At 65.2% G+C, this 18375-nt stretch carries 10 protein-coding genes and 6 tRNA genes; 13 read left to right on the top strand and 3 right to left on the bottom strand.

All coding sequences use genetic code 11. The features are described from left to right. Window positions 1-74: 74 nt before the first annotated feature. From hpnE to hpnC, 3 genes are read right to left on the bottom strand one after another with little or no spacing between them, the layout of a single operon-like run. Entirely contained in the window at window positions 75-1391 is a 1317-nt protein-coding gene (gene hpnE / locus N4261_RS19095; RefSeq protein WP_261756850.1) for a hydroxysqualene dehydroxylase HpnE, read from the bottom strand. Further along, a complete protein-coding gene (gene hpnD, locus N4261_RS19090; protein WP_261756849.1) occupies window positions 1388-2257 on the bottom strand; it encodes a presqualene diphosphate synthase HpnD in 870 nt (289 codons plus the stop codon). Before hpnD ends, hpnE begins: the two co-directional genes overlap by 4 nt. Continuing rightward, window positions 2254-3105 (bottom strand): squalene synthase HpnC, encoded by an 852-nt coding sequence (gene hpnC / locus N4261_RS19085; RefSeq protein ID WP_261756848.1) that lies wholly within the window; start codon window positions 3103-3105, stop codon window positions 2254-2256. The genes hpnD and hpnC overlap by 4 nt, the downstream gene beginning before the upstream one ends. A 166-nt stretch (window positions 3106-3271) precedes the next feature. Between hpnC and N4261_RS19080 the strand changes: the two genes are divergently transcribed. The 13 genes from N4261_RS19080 (at window position 3272) to N4261_RS19020 (ending at window position 18228) form a co-directional block, all read left to right on the top strand. Next, complete coding sequence (locus N4261_RS19080) at window positions 3272-4459, top strand: efflux RND transporter periplasmic adaptor subunit (protein WP_261756846.1); 1188 nt, start codon at window positions 3272-3274, stop codon at window positions 4457-4459. Window positions 4460-4474: 15 nt separating this feature from the next. After that, the gene (locus N4261_RS19075) at window positions 4475-7615 is read left to right on the top strand and encodes an efflux RND transporter permease subunit (protein WP_261756845.1); all 3141 of its coding nucleotides are present in this window, start codon (window positions 4475-4477) and stop codon (window positions 7613-7615) included. Window positions 7616-8234: 619 nt separating this feature from the next. Next, window positions 8235-8321, top strand: a tRNA-Leu gene (locus tag N4261_RS19070). A 24-nt stretch (window positions 8322-8345) separates the two neighbouring features. Continuing rightward, window positions 8346-9656 carry a trigger factor gene (gene tig / locus N4261_RS19065; protein ID WP_261756844.1) on the top strand — a complete coding sequence of 437 codons (1311 nt, stop codon included), beginning with the start codon at window positions 8346-8348 and terminating at the stop codon, window positions 9654-9656. 318 nt (window positions 9657-9974) lie between these two features. Beyond that, the gene (gene clpP / locus N4261_RS19060) at window positions 9975-10583 is read left to right on the top strand and encodes an ATP-dependent Clp endopeptidase proteolytic subunit ClpP (RefSeq protein WP_290428831.1); all 609 of its coding nucleotides are present in this window, start codon (window positions 9975-9977) and stop codon (window positions 10581-10583) included. Window positions 10584-10756: 173 nt separating this feature from the next. Continuing rightward, complete coding sequence (gene clpX, locus N4261_RS19055) at window positions 10757-12022, top strand: ATP-dependent Clp protease ATP-binding subunit ClpX (RefSeq protein WP_261756843.1); 1266 nt, start codon at window positions 10757-10759, stop codon at window positions 12020-12022. 130 nt (window positions 12023-12152) lie between these two features. Next, complete coding sequence (gene lon / locus N4261_RS19050) at window positions 12153-14579, top strand: endopeptidase La (RefSeq protein ID WP_261756842.1); 2427 nt, start codon at window positions 12153-12155, stop codon at window positions 14577-14579. Between the two features lie 166 nt (window positions 14580-14745). After that, complete coding sequence (locus N4261_RS19045) at window positions 14746-17241, top strand: hypothetical protein (protein ID WP_261756841.1); 2496 nt, start codon at window positions 14746-14748, stop codon at window positions 17239-17241. Window positions 17242-17457: 216 nt separating this feature from the next. Further along, window positions 17458-17533, top strand: a tRNA-Gly gene (locus tag N4261_RS19040). Between the two features lie 96 nt (window positions 17534-17629). After that, window positions 17630-17703: transfer RNA gene (locus N4261_RS19035), tRNA-Cys, on the top strand. A 14-nt stretch (window positions 17704-17717) separates the two neighbouring features. Continuing rightward, window positions 17718-17793 (top strand) — tRNA-Gly (locus N4261_RS19030). A gap of 49 nt (window positions 17794-17842) precedes the next feature. Continuing rightward, window positions 17843-17918, top strand: a tRNA-Gly gene (locus N4261_RS19025). Window positions 17919-18143: 225 nt separating this feature from the next. Further along, window positions 18144-18228 (top strand) — tRNA-Leu (locus N4261_RS19020). Window positions 18229-18375 lie beyond the last annotated feature (147 nt).

The following is an 18375-nucleotide window of genomic DNA, read 5'->3' as shown; positions in this document are numbered from 1 at the left end:
CCCGAGGTTTTTACATGGCGAAACCCCGAGCGACGCGCGGACGTCGCTTTTGACCCTCACCGGTACATGGCGCGTCAGCCGTGCCGCATTGCGGAACGGGCGGCGCTCAGGCCGCTCCGAACGGCGCCTTCGAGCGTGGCCGGGTAGGGCCCGTCGAGATAGTCGCCAGCGGCCCAGACGCCAGGGACGATGACATCGCCGGGGCGTTGCAGCCCGGGCGTGCAGGCGAAGGTCGCCCGCTTTTCACTCAGCACGCGCACGATCTGGGGCGCCTGGGGCCAGTCGAAGCAGCGCGTGGCCTGCGCCAGCGCTGCCGCGCCCGCAGCCTCAAGCCCCTTCGCGACCCAGTCTGCAGCCCCACTGATGACGAGGCTGAACAGGCCGTCCTGCTGGTCCAGCTGGCCGAGGTCGAAAGCGAACTGCGCCGGCTCGGTCGACGATTCCCGCAGCGCCACCATCGGTGCCGGCAGCCGCGCGCCGTCGCCCCGCAGATAGACGGTGATGATGGGCTGGAATTCGAACGCTGCGGCGGTGGCGCTCCAGTCCGGTGCCAGGTCCCGCGTCAGCCGCGCCGCTTCCACCGAGGTGCAGGCGAGGATCACGGCATCGAAGGGGGCGCCGTCAACCTGCACGCCCGCACGGTGGGGGCCGCGAGGGCGCGTGGCCTCGTCGATCGTGATCTGCTGCACCCGCTGGGTGAGCAACTGCGCGCCGTGCGAGGTCAGCCAGTCACTCGCGGGATCGGGCAGCAGCGCGCTCAACCCGCGACGCGGCAGCAGCAGATCGGCGCTGCCGGGTCCGCTGAAGAGCGCATCCTTCAGCACCCGAAGGAAGACCTGCGCGCTGGCCTGGGCGGCGGGTGTGTTCAGTGCAGCGACGCACAGCGGGTCGATGAGATCGTCGCGCACGGCCTGCGGCATCGAGGCGCAGAGCGCTGCCACGGTCAGGCGAGGGTCGCAGCGAAAGCCGTTCAGCATCCAGCGTGTGCTGGCGGTCATGAAGCCCAGTCGGTCGCGCCAGGACCAGGCCGAGCAGCCCAGCACGCCGCGGGTGAAGGCGACCAGCGGCGGCCCCGGCGGCAGGCGCAGGGTCTCGCGATCCGGGTAGCGCAGACGCAGCGGCATGCGCAGCAGCAGCGCGTCCGGGGCCAGCCCGATGCGGCGCATCAGGCCCAGGGTCTCGGTGTAGGCGCCGATCAGGATGTGCTGGCCGTTGTCGAGCGCGTCGGAGCCGCCATCGAGGCTTCTCGCGCGGCCGCCGCGTTGCGGTGCCATCTCGAACAGCGTGACGGCGGCGCCAAGCGAGGTCGCCTCGATCGCCGCAGCCAGGCCGGACCAGCCGCCGCCGACGATCGCCAGCCGCGGCGCGTCGCCGGGGGCGGTGGCGCTCATCGGCCGCGCCAGTTGGTCTTCATCGCGATCCACAGCTTGCGCAGCGGGGTCAGCGAAATGCGCTGCTGCAGCACCTGGAAGCGTTCGGCCTCGATCTCGCGCAGCAGGGTGCGGTAGATGTTGGCCATCATGATGCCGGGCTTCTGGGCCTTGCGATCCACCTCGGGCAGCAGCGCGAAGGCCTCGTCGTACAGCCGATGGGCCCGCTCGGCCTGGAAGGTCATCAGCGCCGTGAAGCGATCGCTGTAGCCCCAGGGGGACTCGCGTTTGAGGATCTCGTGGGCCTTGACGTCGAACTGTTGCAGCTCGCTCACCGGCAGGTAGATGCGACCGCGGCGGGCATCGTCGCCCACATCCCGGATGATGTTGGTCAGTTGCATCGCCAGACCCAGCTTGTGGGCATAGGCGATGGTGGCCGGATCCTGTCGACCGAAGATGCCCGAGGCGACTTCGCCCACCACGCCCGCCACCAGGTGGCAATAGCGCTGCAGGCCGGCAAAGTCCAGGTAGCGGGTCTGGTCCAGGTCCATCTGGCAGCCGTCGATGACGGCCAGCAGATGCTCGGCGCGGATGTCATGGGCCTGGACATGCGGCATCAGTGCTTTCATCGCGGGATGCTGCGGCTGTCCGTTGAAGGCGCTCATCACTTCCTTGCGCCACCAGGCCAGCTTGGTCGCGGCGACGCCGGGATCGGTGACCTCGTCGACCACATCGTCCACCTCGCGGCAGAAGGCGTAGAAGGCGGTGATCGCCTCGCGGCGCGGTGTCGGCAGGAACAGGAAGGCGTAGTAGAAGCTGGAGCCGCTTTGCGCGGCCTTCTGCTGCACATACTGTTCCGGCGTGGAGGGGGCGGCGGGCGCGGTCATGGCGCAGTCTTCCGTGGGCGCATCGTCAGGGCGCGCCACAGCAGCGCGGGCGCGTCCGAGGCGCCAAGCGTGGGGCGTTGCTGAAGAGAGGCGAAATGCATGGCGTCGAGTTTGTCGAGAATTCGCAGGCCGCCTTGTACCACCAAGCGCAGCTCCCAGCCGGCACGGCCCGGGATCTGGTGCACCAGCGGCGCGCCCTCGGCCATCAATTGTCGTGCCCAGTCGCACAGATCGCGGATCAACCCGCGCGCGGCCGGGCTGTCTTGCAGCGCCAACAACTGATGTCCCTCGACCCCATGACGGCGTCGGTCCTCGCGTGGCGCATACACCCGACCTCGGGGACCATCCACGGTGAAGTCCTGCCAGAAGTTGATCAACTGCAAGGCGCTGCAGATGGCGTCGGAACGCCGCAGTGCCGTGGCGTCGTCGAGGCCGTAGAGATGCAGCAGCAGTCGACCGACCGGATTGGCGGAGCGGCGGCAGTAGTCCAGCAGCTCGGTGCGGGTGTCGTAGTCGGTCTTGACCAGGTCCTGCTCGAAGGCATCCAGCAGGTCCTCCAGCAGCGGCACCGGCAGCCGATCGCTGGCGATCACCCGGCCCAAGGGCGCAAACACCCGGCGCTCCCAGCGCGGGGAGGGCGCTTGCCCCTGCGCGACAGCGCGAAGGTCGGCGCGGTAGGCGGCCAGGTCGGCCAGGCGCTGGGCGGCGGGGGCATCGCCCTCGTCGGCCAGGTCGTCGGCCGTTCGGGCGAAGTGATAGATGGCCACGATGGCGGGCCGCAACCGGGGCGGGCTCAACCAGGAGGCGACAGGAAAGTTTTCGTAGTGCTCTATGCTCACGGGCGCCATTGTCGACGGATCGCCCTCTGCCCCAGCCTGATGCGAAGACGCACCAGACCGAAGTGATCTGTCGCCGTCTGGTTTGACAGGGTTCTACCCTCTGAATACATTACTGACCGGTCAGTCAGTTACTGCGGCGCGCCTGTTGCGCGCTGCGCCTTTGTCGAGGTGGTTCATGCCCCAACGGTCTCTTGTGTCCCCGCGCGTGAAGCTGTGGAGCCGGGTTTTGATGTGCTTGCCGGCGCTGTGGCTGGTGGCCTGCGGCAAACAGGAACAGGCGCCCGAGCCTGATCGCTATGTCCGCACCCTGGTGCTGACCTCGCAGTCCGCCGGCATGAAGCGCGAATACGCGGCGGAAGTGCGGGCGCGCACCGAGTCGCGGTTGTCTTTCCGCGTCGGCGGCAAGCTGCTGGAGCGGCGGGTTGATCTGGGCGCGGTCGTCAAGCCGGGGCAATTGCTCGCGCGTCTGGACAGCCAGGATTTCGTGCTGGCACAGGACTCGGCGCGCGCCGCCTTGCTGGCGGCCAAGGTGAATCGCGACCAGTCGGGCGCCGATTTCAAGCGCTACATCGAACTGCGTGACCAGGGCTTCATCAGTGCCGCCGAGTTGGAGCGTCGGGATGCCGCCTTCAAGGCCGCCCAGGCCCAGTTCGATCAGGCGCGCGCCCAGGCGGATGTGCAGCGGAACCAGGCCCAGTACGCGACCTTGGTGTCGGATGTGGCCGGCGTGGTGACCAGCGTCGATGCCGAACCCGGCATGGTGGTGGCCGCCGGCACGCCGATCGTCCGGGTGGCCCATGACGGTCCGCGCGACATCGTCTTCTCGGTCCCGGAGGATCAGATCGCCCTGGTGCGCACCGCGGCGTCCACGCCCGGCGGTCTGTCGGTCAAGCTCTGGAGCGATGCGCGCGCCGAGCCTCTGCCCATCCAACTGCGTGAACTGGCCGCCTCGGCCGACCCCGCCACCCGCACCTTCCTCGCGAAGGCTGAACTCCAGGGCGGTGAGGTGCGTCTGGGCCAGACCGCAACGGTGGTGATGAGCGGTACCCAGGCGGACGACGCCATCAAGCTGCCGCTCAGCGCGGTGGTGGAAGCGCAAGGCCGTGCTTCGGTGCTGCTGCTCGATCCGAAGACGATGACGGTCCAGCCGCGCACGGTGCAGGTGACCGGCGCGGAAGGCAATGAATTGATCGTGCACGGGCTCACGCCTGGCATGGAAGTGGTGACTGCCGGCGCGCATGTGCTGACACCGGGACAGAAGGTCAAGCGCTACAAACCCGCCGGTGCGCCGGCGGAAGATGCGCGACCGGTGGTGGGCGGTCAGCCTGCCGCACCCGCTGCGTCCGCCGCATCGCAACGCTGAGCCCGGGAGCCCCTGATGAGCAACCCAAGCCGCGCCGGATTCAACCTCTCGCGCTGGGCGCTGGAGCATGCCCCCCTGACCCGCTACCTGATGGTGGTGCTGATGATCCTGGGCTTCGCTGCCTACTTCCAGCTGGGCCAGGACGAGGATCCGCCGTTCACCTTCCGTGCGATGGTGGTGCAGGCCTACTGGCCGGGCGCCACGCCCCAGCAGATGGCCGAGCAGGTGACCGACAAGATCGAGCGCACCCTGCAGGAAGTGCCCCATGCCGACAAGATCCGCAGCTACACCAAGCCCGGCGAGTCGCTGACCATCTTCCAGGTCAAGGACAACACCTCGGCCGCCGACGTGCCGCAGCTTTGGTACACCGTGCGCAAGAAGATCGGCGACATGCGCGCCACCTTGCCGCAGGGCGTGCTGGGGCCGTTCTTCAACGACGAGTTCGGCGACGTCTACGGCTCCATCTTTGCGCTCTCGACCGACGGCGGTTTCTCCTATGAGGAACTCCGTCAGCAGGCCGAGGCGGTGCGCTCGGAACTGCTGCACCTGCCTGACGTGGCCAAGGTCGATCTCTTCGGCGTGCAGGCGGAGAAACTCTTTGTCGAGGTCTCGCAGAAGCGGCTGGCTGAACTGGGCCTGGACTTCAACCAGGTGGTCTCGCAACTGAATGCGCAGAACGCGGTCGAAAGCGCCGGCGTCATGGACGCGGGCAGCGCGAATGTGCAGATCCGGGTGGAGGGGCAACTCAACTCCGTCCAGTCGCTGAGCGACTTCCCGATCCGCGCCACCAACACCACCACCGGCGTGGCCAGCAGCTTGCGCCTGGGCGACATCGCGACCATCCGCCGCGGCTTTGTCGACCCGCCGAGCACCATGGTCCGCTACCAGGGCAAGCAGGTGGTGGCGCTGGGCGTGTCGATGTCCAAGGGGGGCGACATCGTCGTGCTGGGCAAGGCGCTCAAGACGGCCACGCAGCGTCTGCAAAAGACGCTGCCCGCCGGCGTGACGCTGGCCCAGGTGCAGGACCAGCCGGAGGCGGTGAAGCGCTCCGTCGGCGAATTCGTGCATGTGCTGATCGAAGCGGTCGTGGTGGTGCTGGGCGTGAGCTTCATCAGCCTGGGCCTGCACACCAAGCCGCTGCGCATCGACGTGTGGCCGGGCCTGGTGGTCGGCATCACGATTCCGCTGGTGCTGGCGATCACCTTCGTGGTGATGCTCTATGCGGGCGTCGGCCTGCACAAGATCTCACTCGGGTCGCTGATCATCGCGCTCGGGTTGCTGGTGGACGACGCCATCATTGCGGTCGAGATGATGGTCCGCAAGCTCGAAGAGGGCTACGACAAGATGCATGCGGCGACGTATGCCTATGAAGTCACCGCGATGCCGATGCTCACTGGCACGCTGATCACGGCCGTCGGCTTCCTGCCGATCGGTCTGGCGAAATCGGCGGTGGGCGAATACACCTTCGCGATCTTCGCCGTGACCGCGGCGGCGCTGGTGATCTCCTGGCTGGTCTCGGTCTACTTCGTCCCCTATCTGGGCGCGCTGTTGCTGAAGACCCGTGCCGGCCATGAGGGCGAAAGCCACGAGGTGTTCGACACCCCGTTCTACAACCGGTTCCGCCGCGCGGTGGCCTGGTGCGTCCAACATCGCTGGAAGACCATCGGTGTGACGGTGCTGGTCTTTGTGCTGGGCCTGGTCGGCATGGGCAAGGTGCAGCAGCAGTTCTTCCCCGACTCCAGCCGGCCGGAGATCATGGTTGACCTGTGGCTGCCGGAGGGCTCGACCATCCAGCAGAGCAATGAGGTCGCCAAGCGCTTCGAGGCCCGCATGCTCAAGGAGCCGCTGGTGGGCAGCGTGACGACCTGGGTCGGCTCGGGCGTGCCGCGCTTCTACCTGCCACTGGACCAGATCCTGCCCAACACCAACGTCAGCCAGGTCATCGTGTTGCCCAAGACGCCGGACGATCGCGAGGCCCTGCGCCGCAAGCTGCCGGCCATCCTCGCGGCCGAGTTCTCCGATGTGCGCGGCCGCGTCAAGCTGCTGCAGAACGGCCCGCCGGTGCAGTACCCGGTGCAGTTCCGCATCGCCGGCGACGATCCGACGCTGCTGCGTCAGGCGGCCGACAAGGCCAAGTTGCTGATGCGGGCCAATCCCAACATGGTGGGCGTGAACGACAACTGGAACGAGTCGGTGAAGGTGCTTCGCCTGGACGTGGACCAGGACAAGGCGCGTGCGCTGGGGGTCACCAGCCAAGGCATTTCGCAGGCGGTGCGGATCATGTTGTCGGGCAACACGGTGGGCCAGTACCGGGAAGCCGATCGACTGATCGACATCGTGCTGCGCCAGCCGGTGGACGAGCGCGACACGCTGACCAAGCTGGCCAACGCCTATGTGCCAACGGCGGCGGGCCGCTCCGTGCCGTTGGCGCAGGTGGCCAAGCCGCGCCTGACCTGGGAACCGGGTGTGATGCACCGCGAAGGGCGTGCGTTCGCGATCACGGTGCAGGGCGATGTGATCGAAGGCCTGCAGGGCGCGACGGTCACCTACCAGGTCTGGCCCAAGATCAGCGAACTGCAGAAGGATCTGCCGCCGGGTTATTCCATCTCCATCGCCGGTGAGGTCGAGGAGAGCAGCAAGGGCCAGGGCTCCATCGCGGCCGGCGTGCCGATCATGTTGTTCATCACCTTCACCCTGTTGATGCTGCAGCTGCACAGCTTCTCCCGGGCGATGCTGGCCTTCCTGACCGGCTTCCTGGGCATTGCGGGTGTGTCGGCGGCACTGCTGATCCTCAATCGCCCGTTCGGTTTCGTGGCCATGCTGGGGGTGATCGCCCTGATGGGGATGATCCAGCGCAACTCGGTCATCCTGATCGACCAGATCGAGCAGGATCGCGGCCGGGGCGTGCCCGCGGCGCAGGCCATCGTCGAGTCGGCCGTGCGACGGCTGCGTCCGATCGCGCTCACCGCCGCCGCCGCCGTGCTGGCCATGGTGCCGCTGTCGCGCAGCGTGTTCTGGGGTCCGATGGCCGTCGCCATCATGGGCGGCCTGATCGTGGCCACCGTGCTGACCCTGCTGGCGCTGCCCGCCATGTACGCCGCGTGGTTCCGGGTGGAACGGGATCCGAATGCGGGGATCGCGCCGGTGACGCATTGATGGGGAGCTTTGCGGGCCGGGGGGGCTGCTCCCTGGGGGGGGAGGGCGTGTGGCGGCCATGGTCACTTCCGTGAGTGGCTCAAACCCCTCCCACTTCACCCGCCCGCGCGCGATCAGGCCGACCGGGGAGGCCTTTTCTCCATGTCCCCCTTCGTCGGACTCACGTCCGCCGAATTCCTCCTAATACTTCCGAAAAGGCCTCCCCGGTCGGCCTGATCCGTGACACCGAGCCCTTCGGCGAAACAGGCCACGTGCAGGCTTCGGCGTGGGGTGGCCGGGTTTTCGGCTTTCCGCGGCTTTCGGCGGTTTTCAGGCGGTCTGCCAACGGGCGTGGGTTTATCCCGGCGGCGGGCGGTGCGAAACTGATCGGTTCATTGGCTACAATCGCCGGTTTCCCGGATCGAGGGAGCAGGGCGTGGCCCGTCTGAACGCGGTCCTGGAAAGAGCCTTGAGCAGCCCAGGTGTGTCCTGCAGCCGCTCATGACGTCGCCCGTACCCCGTTCCATTCAGTTCCCGTTAGTTCCCATTACCAAGGGGCTGCCCGCCGTTCTCCCCGTGATGCACCGAGGCCACGTGCCCAGGCAACGCGAGAGCGCAGCAGGCAGCCCTTGTTCACCCAGCGCGGGTGGCGAAATTGGTAGACGCACCAGGTTTAGGTCCTGACGCCTTCACGGGCGTGCCGGTTCGAGTCCGGCCCCGCGCACCACTTCCAACTGTTTCCGAGTCCACTATGGCTGTCACCGTCGAAACTCTCGAAAAGCTCGAACGCCGCATCACGCTCACGCTGGCGGCCGCTGACATCAACAGCGAGGTCGAGACCCGCCTGAAGAAGCTGGCGCGCACCGTCAAGGCCGACGGCTTCCGCCCCGGCAAGGTGCCGATGTCCTTCGTGGCCCAGCGCTACGGCGCTTCCGTGCAATACGAAGTGGTGAACGACAAGCTGGGCGAAGCCTTCAGCCAGTCCGCCAACGAAGCCAAGCTGCGCGTCGCCGGCATGCCCCGCATCGAGCAGAAGGACAGCGCCCCCGAAGGCCAGCTGGCTTTCGACGCCACCTTCGAGGTCTATCCCGAAGTCAAGCTGGGTGACCTGGCCGAGGCCGAAGTCGATCGCATCTCCGCCGAAGTGACCGAAGAAGCCATCGACAAGACGGTCGAGATCCTGCGCAAGCAGCGTCGCTCGTTCGCCCAGCGCGCTGCCGCCGATGTGGCCGCCGACGGCGACCGCGTCACCATCGACTTCGAAGGCAAGATCGACGGCGAGCCCTTCGCCGGCGGCAAGGCCGACGCATTCCAGTTCCTGCTGGGCGAAGGCCAGATGCTCGAAGCCTTCGAGAAGGCCGTGCGCGGCATGAAGGCCGGGGAATCCAAGACCTTCCCGCTCGCCTTCCCCGAGGACTACCACGGCAAGGAAGTGGCCGGCAAGGAAGCCGACTTCCTGGTCACGGTCAAGAAGATCGAAGCCCAGCACCTGCCTGACGTGAACGAAGCCTTCGCCAAGGCCCTCGGCATCAAGGAAGCGACCGTCGAAGCCCTGCGCGCCGACATCAAGAAGAACCTCGAGCGCGAAGTGAAGTTCCGCGTGCTGGCTCGCAACAAGGGCGCCGCCATGGACGCGCTGGTCTCCAAGGCCGAGCTCGATGTGCCCCAGGCGCTGGTCGAAGGCGAAGCCGAGCGCATGGTCGCCAACGCCCGCGAAGACCTGAAGAAGCGTGGCGTGAAGGATGCCGACAAGGCGCCGATCCCCGCCGAACTCTTCAAGGAACAAGCTGAGAAGCGCGTCCGCCTGGGTCTGGTCGTCGCCGAGCTGGTGCGTGCCAACAACCTGCAAGCCAAGCCGGAACAACTCCAGGCTCACATCGAAGACATCTCGCAAAGCTACGAGAAGCCGGCTGAAGTCGTGCGTTGGTACCTGTCGGACCGCGAACGCATGGCCGAAGTCGAAGCCGTCGTGATCGAGAACAACGTCACCGACTTCGTCCTGGGCAAGGCCAAGATCAACGACAAGCAACTGCCGTTCGATGAGCTGATGGCTCAGGCCTGATCCGTGTCGCGGCAACGCGCCCGCTGAGGGGATCGAGCTCGATCCCCGCTGCTGGTTCGATGCCTCACACCAAGGCGCCGCGCCGAGAGGCCGGCGCCTTTGTCATTTCTGCGTCCTGATTGGGACTGAGGGACTCACCGCTTGTGAGTGCCGATCCTGCCCCCACTTCCGGGTGACACAACCGTACTTCCGGGTGACTCAGGCCGAGTTGTCTGGCGGCCCGAGGGTGTCGCTGCCGTGCTCCCGGGACATCGCCGGCAGGGGCTTGGGCTGCGGGACATAATCGTCGACGTGACGCGAACCACAACAGAGGATTTCATGAGCGCGCTGGAAACTAGCAATCTGGGCATGGTGCCCATCGTGATCGAACAGTCGGGCCGCGGCGAGCGCGCCTATGACATCTACAGCCGTCTGCTGCGTGAGCGCATCGTCTTCCTGGTCGGCCCGGTCAATGACGCCGTGGCCAACCTGGTGGTGGCGCAGCTGCTGTTCCTCGAGAGCGAGAATCCGGACAAGGAAATCTCGCTCTACATCAACTCGCCGGGCGGCAGCGTGTCGGCAGGGATGTCGATCTACGACACCATGCAGTTCATCAAGCCGCAGGTGTCCACGCTGTGCATGGGCATGGCTGCGTCGATGGGCGCGTTCCTGCTGGCCGCAGGCGAGAAGGGCAAGCGGTTCTCGCTGCCCAACGCCAAGATCATGATCCACCAGCCGCTGGGCGGCGCCCAGGGACAGGCCACGGACATCGAGATCCATGCCCGCGAGATCCTGAAGACCCGTGAGCAGCTCAACCGCATCCTGGCGGAGCGCACCGGCCAAAGCCTGGAGAAGATCCAGGCCGACACCGAGCGGGATTACTTCATGTCCGCCAAGGAAGCCGAGGGCTACGGCCTGATCGACGCCGTGATCGAAAAACGGGGCTGATCGGTCCTGCGCCGGCGCGTCGGAGCCGGGTCCACGCGCCGGCGGTGTCAGATTTCATGGCACCGCAATAAACCGCTCTTAGGGGCTTTTATCCCCCCAAGGGTGGTCCCGGCAATTGAACTATCATCAATGCAGGCACAACGCCTGTATCTAGCAGCACCACAAGCACTCCCATGGCCGAGAAAAAAGGCAACTCCAGCGAAAAAGTCTTGTATTGCTCGTTCTGCGGCAAGAGCCAGCACGAGGTCAAGAAGCTGATCGCGGGTCCGTCGGTATTCATCTGCGACGAGTGCATCGAGCTGTGCAACGACATCATCCGTGACGAAGTGCCCGCCGAGGCCGCGTCCGGACGCGCCAGCAAGTCCGACCTGCCCGTCCCGAGCGAGATCAAGACCACGCTCGACCAATACGTCATCGGCCAGGATGTGGCCAAGCGCACCCTGGCCGTGGCGGTCTACAACCACTACAAGCGGCTTCGCCATGCGGCGGACACCAAGGACGGCGTGGAGCTGTCCAAGAGCAACATCCTGCTCATCGGTCCGACCGGTTCCGGCAAGACGCTGCTGGCCCAGACGCTGGCACGCGTGCTGAATGTGCCCTTCGTCATCGCCGACGCCACCACCCTCACCGAAGCGGGTTATGTGGGCGAGGACGTCGAGAACATCATCCAGAAGCTGCTCCAGAACTGCAATTACGACGTCGAGCGCGCCCAGCGCGGCATCGTCTACATCGATGAGATCGACAAGATCAGCCGCAAGGCGGACAACCCCTCCATCACCCGCGACGTGTCGGGCGAGGGCGTCCAGCAGGCGCTGCTGAAGCTGGTCGAAGGCACGATGGCCTCGGTGCCGCCCCAGGGCGGCCGCAAGCATCCGAACCAGGACTTCCTGCAGATCGACACGACCAACATCCTGTTCATCTGCGGCGGCGCCTTCGATGGCCTGGAAAAGGTCATCCAGAACCGTTCCGAGCGCTCCGGCATCGGCTTCGGCGCTGCGGTCAAGAGCAAGAGCGACAAGAAGGTCGGCGAGCTGTTCCGCGAAGTCGAGCCGGGCGACCTGATCAAGTTCGGCCTGATCCCGGAACTGGTCGGCCGTCTGCCGGTCATCGCCACCCTGGGCGAACTGACCGAGGACGCGCTGGTCCAGATCCTCACCGAGCCCCGCAATGCCCTGGTCAAGCAGTACCAGCAGCTGTTCTCGATGGACGGCGTGGAACTGGAAGTGCGTTCGTCGGCGCTGATGGCCGTGGCCCGCAAGGCCCTGGCACGCAAGACCGGCGCCCGCGGCCTGCGCTCCATCGTCGAGCATGCGCTGATCGACACCATGTTTGAACTGCCGTCCCTGGATGGCGTTGCCAAGGTCGTGCTGGACGAGCACAACATTGACGAAGACTCCAAGCCGCTGCTGGTCTATCGCGAAGCCAAGGCCAGCGCCTGACGCGTGAGACACCTGCTGCGATCCCCCCTGTTCCGCACCGCCGCCGGTCGACCCGGCGGCAACGGCCCCTGAGCAGCACCTTGTAATCGGCCACTCGGGCCCTAAATGGGCCAGAGAAAGAGAGGTTTTCATGTCCGGTCATCCGATCCTCCCCGCGGAACCCATCACCCTCCCGCTGCTCCCGCTGCGTGATGTGGTGGTGTTCCCGCACATGGTGATCCCGCTGTTCGTCGGGCGTCCCAAGTCCATCAAGGCCCTGGAAGCCGCGATGGAAGCGGGTCGCCAGATCATGCTGGTCGCCCAAAAGGCCGCCGGCAAGGACGAGCCCAAGCCCGACGACATGTTCGAGATGGGTTGCGTCTCCAGCATCCTGCAGATGCTGAAGCTGCCCGACGGCACGGTGAAAGTGCTGGTCGAAGGCCTGCAACGCGCCACCACCAACAAGATCGAAGACGGCGAAGAGCATTTCGTCGCCGAAGTCATGCCGATCCCGCCGGAAGCGGACGATCAGCCTGAAGTCGAAGCCCTGCGCCGCGCCGTGACGCAGCAGTTCGACCAGTACGTCAAGCTCAACAAGAAGATCCCGCCGGAGATCCTCACCTCCATCGCCGGCATCGATGACGCCGGCCGCCTGGCTGACACTATTGCCGCCCACCTGCCGCTCAAGCTCGACGCCAAGCAGTCGGTGCTTGACCTGTCCGAGGTCGGCAAGCGGCTGGAGAAGCTGCTCGACCTGCTCGAGCATGAAGTCGACATCCTGCAGGTGGAAAAGCGCATCCGTGGCCGCGTCAAGCGCCAGATGGAGAAGAGCCAGCGCGAGTACTACCTGAACGAGCAGGTCAAGGCCATCCAGAAGGAACTGGGCGACGGCGAAGATGGCGCGGACATGGAGGAGCTGGAAAAGAAGATCCAGGCCGCTCGCATGCCCAAGGAAGCGCGCAAGAAGGCCGAGGCCGAGCTCAAGAAGCTCAAGCTGATGTCGCCGATGTCCGCTGAAGCCACGGTGGTGCGCAACTACATCGACACCCTGGTCAACCTGCCCTGGGCCAAGAAGACCAAGATCAAGCACGACCTGGCCCATGCCGAGGAAGTCCTCAACGAGGACCACTACGGCCTGGACAAGGTCAAGGAACGCATCCTGGAATACCTCGCGGTCCAACAACGCGTCGACAAGGTGAAGGCGCCGATCCTGTGCCTGGTCGGCCCTCCGGGCGTGGGCAAGACCTCGCTGGGGCAGTCGGTGGCCCGTGCCACCGGCCGCAAGTTCGTCCGCATGGCCCTGGGTGGCGTGCGTGACGAGGCCGAGATCCGGGGTCACCGCCGCACCTACATCGGCTCGATGCCGGGCAAGGTGCTGCAGAGCCTGTCCAAGGTCGGCACCCGCAATCCGCTGTTCCTGCTCGACGAAATCGACAAGCTGGGCATGGATTTCCGCGGCGACCCGTCCTCGGCCCTGCTGGAGGTGCTGGATCCCGAGCAGAACCACACCTTCGCCGACCACTACATCGAAGTCGACTACGACCTCAGCGATGTGATGTTCGTCGCGACCTCGAACTCGCTCAACATTCCGCCGGCGTTGCTGGATCGGATGGAAGTGATCCGTCTGTCCGGCTACACCGAGGACGAGAAGGTCAACATCGCCCAGCGCTATCTGCTGCCCAAGCAGCGTGGCAACAACGGCGTGAAGGACGAAGAGCTCGAGGTCACCGAAGGTGCAATCCGCGGCGTGATCCGCTACTACACCCGTGAAGCCGGTGTTCGTTCGCTCGAGCGCGAGATCTCCAAGATCTGCCGCAAGGTGGTCAAGGGTCTGCAGCTCAAGGCCTACGACGGCAAGGTCGTCGTGAACGAGGACAACCTCAACGACTTCCTGGGCGTGCGCAAGTACGACTTCGGCCGCGCCGAGAAGAAGAACCAGGTCGGCCAGGTCGTCGGTCTGGCGTGGACGGAAGTGGGCGGCGATCTGCTGACCATCGAAGCCACCGCGATGCCGGGCAAGGGCACCATCATCCGCACCGGTTCGCTGGGCGATGTGATGAAGGAGTCGGTCGAAGCGGCACGCACGGTGGTGCGCTCGCGGGCTCGTCGCCTGGGCATCAAGGATGAGCTGTTCGAGAAGCGCGACATCCACATCCACGTGCCCGACGGCGCCACGCCCAAGGACGGTCCCAGCGCGGGCATTGCGATGACCACGGCCTTCGTCTCGGCGCTCACCGGCATTCCGGTGCGTGCGGATGTGGCGATGACCGGTGAAATCACGCTGCGAGGCGAGGTGACGGCGATCGGTGGTCTGAAGGAAAAGCTGCTGGCCGCGCACCGCGGTGGCATCAAGACCGTGATGATCCCGGAAGAGAACGTCAAGGACCTGCAGGACATTCCGGAGAATGTGAAGAACCAGCTCGAGATCGTTCCGGTGCGCTGGATCGATCGGGTGCTGGAGGTCGCGCTGGAAAGCTATCCACAGGCGCTGCCTGAAGAGGAAGTCGCCGCCGCACCGCCGGCGGAGAAGGTGGCGGAAGCCGCCAAGCCCGACGCCGGGGATTCGCTGAAGCACTGATCGCCAGCGCAGCGGAAGGGATCGCCCGAGAGGGGTGTCCTTCCCGCCAAGCCGGAGACCTTGCCCAAGGCCCATCACGCTCACGCGTGATGGGCTTTTTCTTTGTCCTGGCCGTCGCGCGATCGCTTGCCTTGAACCCTGCCTCGACCTGCGCAACTCATGGCGCATGAACTTCCCGCCAAGCGCATCGCCGGATTTTTCCTACCCGTTTTCTGCTGCTGGTGTCGGTGTGAGCCTGCACCACCGGCTGGAGGGCGCGGTCCAGCCCGATCCCCACCAGCGGCTGCACGACCTGCGGATGTGGGCAACAAAGTTGGCCGAACCGGATCACTGGAGTGCAGATGCCCACCGTACCGTCGGGCATGTGCTCAGCCGCTTGCCTGAATGGCCTGGTTGCATCCTGGTGATCAAGACCGTCGAGCGGCACTTGCCGCTCGCGCTCGCAGAGATGAAGGTGGGCGAGATAATGTTGAAGCAGGGCGCCGATGACTGGACCTGGACCGCCGGAGCCTTTGATGGCCAAGGGAGACTCCAACACGCCACCTTCCAAGGTGGGAACAGCTTCTTCCAGGGCACGGTGTGGGCCCTGGCGATGAACGGGCAGCTCAGCCCGCAGGACCCGCATCAAGGCCAGTCGTCCATCAAGCCGCCGCGCGGCCATCCGTTCATCAACGAGGCAGCCGCACGACGCGCCGCCTCCGCCCTGCTGTGCGACACCATCGATCGGTGTTCGAAGCCCCGCGTGCGCTCTGAGTTGCTGGACGTGTTGCTGTCGGAAGGCCGGCTGCCGCTGACGCCGTATCCGGTGGTGTGTGCGGCGGCTTCGGACGATCGAGGGAGGCACACGGCCGATGCCTTGGCGCATCTCGGCGGTTGCGGCACCTCGCTCGATGCAGGGTGCGCGACCCGCGGGAGCGCGTTGCCCTCATTGTTGGCGCAGCAATTGAAGCAAGTCCGCGACGCGCTTTATTCCGGCAGCCTGGCCCTCGCTTTCGACACCATCGAATCGATCCGGCCGAAATGGCAGGTACCGATGAAGCTGGTCGGGCACGTGTGTACCCACGCGCTGAGGTCGGGCATGGAGACCCGCGCGGTCAGCCTGCTCGAATACCTCGCGGCGGGGCCGGACGCGTTGTTCCTGCCAGAACTCGGCTACAGGCCGACCCCGCGCGTCCTGACACTGCACGAGTGGGCGTTCCTGTCGCTTGAAGCGGCGCCCGAGGGGGCGTGTTATCGCGACGTTCCGTTGAATGACGGAGAACGTGGTGCAGTGGCCATTGCCCTGCACAGCGGCCGCATGGTCGACATCGACGTCGCGCGCGTGCTGCTCGCCGTCCATGCGGCCCGTGGCAACCTCCGGGCGGGCGCCAGCCTGATCATGGCGTCGGACATTCCGAAAAAGGAGCTGAGGCTTCTGTTCGATGACCTGAGCCGCACCGGATTGAAGGCGGTGCAGTCCCCGAAACAATCGCTTCACATGACGCGGACCCGATGGGACCTGGTGCCGGCGGCCCGCTCCGCGGGCGGCGAGGTGTCGGGGCCTGTCGCGGATCGCCGACTCCGCAGCTGGCCGTTGTGCGAGGTGTTCACGCTGCCCACAGTGGAGACACTGAATGCCGTCGAGCATCGGGTCCCGTGGCGTGCCCAGCGCAACCTTCAAAGCAGCATGGGGCGGCAAGAGATGCTGGCCCTGCTCGATTCGCGTCCGGGACTGTCCGTGGTGTATTACGAGCGACTGGCGATCGACGTGATCCTGTTGGAGGGTGCATCGAACTACGAGCAGGCGGTCAAGTTACTCCTTGAGCGTTTTCAGCAGCTACCGGAGTCGACCTGGAGGGAACTGGCCCGGATGGCTTCACACGGTGGCGGCGATGCCTGGAAGCGTGCCAAGCTGTTGTTGCGCGAAATGCAGGATCGCGGTGCGACGATCGGGGCGGATACGTTCCACGAGATGGTCAAGGCCATTCGCACGCATCAGGACCTTTCGGAGGCCGAGGGGCTGTTGTCGCAACTGACCGAGCAAGGCATGCCGGTGGACCGCCGCACCATCGAGTTGTTCATGATCCGTGCGGCGTATGTGTGCCAACCCAAACTGGTCGGCACCCTTACCGGTCAACTGGCCGTGCTCGGCCAGTTGGATCCGCTGGTCGCGCAGCAGGCTTCCCTGTTGCTCGACTGCCAGGCGATGCATTTGAGAAAAGCACTCGCCACGCATGACGCGATACGTCGGGCTGGCGGAACGCTGCCCCACTACCTCGTTCGTATCCTGTTGAAGCGCTTGAGCACGAAGGACCGATGGACGGACGTCGCCGCAGTTCTGCGCGCCTCACTGAATGGCGGGGATGGCATCTACACCCCTGAGTTGGGGTTGTTCAGAGAGGCTTCAGGGCGGCAGAGATTGATCATCACCGCCAGCAACCTGCTGCGTCCGGTGGAAGGCGATCTGACGCCGCCCAAGATCATCCCGGTCGAGGGCGCTGGCGTGATCGCACTGCACCACCTCGAGCAAAGGTTGCCTTTGAAGTCGAGGGTCCACCTCGTCAATCGAGAGCTTCGCTACTGTGATGAACTGACCCGCTGCCTCTCGGCCCTGGGACTCGGTCTGAAAACCCTGTATTCCAGTCAAGGCACCGCAGGTGTGCAACAGCTGGTCAATGCCTGACGACGATCCCGTTGATCCGAATGAAAGGCCGGTGCCGCTCGGGCCGACAATGGCACCTCCGCCGATTGTTCTCAGAGTGATCATTCAAGAATGACGCAGCTCTTGCGCGAGGGTAAAAATTCGGTCTATACTCTCGGCTTCGGCGCAAACGGTGCTACCGCAAGAAAGCAATCGCAAGATTGAGTTCAAGCAAGGCAGGCAGTGCGTTGAAACCATGCGGGAATAGCTCAGTTGGTAGAGCGCAACCTTGCCAAGGTTGAGGTCGCGAGTTCGAGCCTCGTTTCCCGCTCCAGGTTTCAGTATGGAAGGATGGAAGCTCAGGCTTCCATTTTTTATCGAGATCAGCCCACCAAAGCTGGTTTCCACAGAATCCCGTCCAGGGTTCTGGGGCGCGATAGCAAAGCGGTTATGCCCCGGATTGCAAATCCGGTTAGTCCGGTTCGACTCCGGATCGCGCCTCCAAAAAATTGGACATTGCGGGAATAGCTCAGTTGGTAGAGCGCAACCTTGCCAAGGTTGAGGTCGCGAGTTCGAGCCTCGTTTCCCGCTCCAACGTCACCAAAGGGTGGTTGGATGCGATTGCATTTGACTGTCCTGCGATGCGGGAATAGCTCAGTTGGTAGAGCGCAACCTTGCCAAGGTTGAGGTCGCGAGTTCGAGCCTCGTTTCCCGCTCCAAACATTCCAAAAAGGGAAGTCGACACGACTTCCCTTTTTTCTTGCCCGTTCGACCCTGCGGGTCCATTTCTCCGGCCTGTCTTTCAGGCCTGTCTCGCGTGCTTATCTTGCGGCCTATCTCGCGGCCCATCTTTCGGGCATGTCTCTAGGCCCAGCCCCGTGCCTGTCGTTGGACGCATCGAGGTCTTTCGGTAACATCCTCGCTTCGGTCCAGAAGTGTCGATGGCCGGCGTGGCGAAATCGGTAGACGCCGGGGACTTAAAATCCCCTTCTTTCGAGAGTGCGGGTTCGAGTCCCGCCGCCGGCACCATCCAGGTCGTTCCCCGCGAAGGCCTCCCACTGCTTGGGCGGGCACCTCTTCGCCCAGGCTTCGTCCAGGCTTCACCTCATTGAGGCCCTCCCTCCTCATTTCCGTTTGCAGCGGCGTGCCCGCCGTCCCTCCGGTCTGCCGTCGACG

Source organism: Roseateles amylovorans (assembly GCF_025398155.2).
Lineage (GTDB): Bacteria > Pseudomonadota > Gammaproteobacteria > Burkholderiales > Burkholderiaceae_C > Roseateles > Roseateles amylovorans.
The sequence above is the reverse complement of the archived record's forward strand: the minus strand, read 5'-3'. Positions and strand labels throughout refer to the sequence as shown.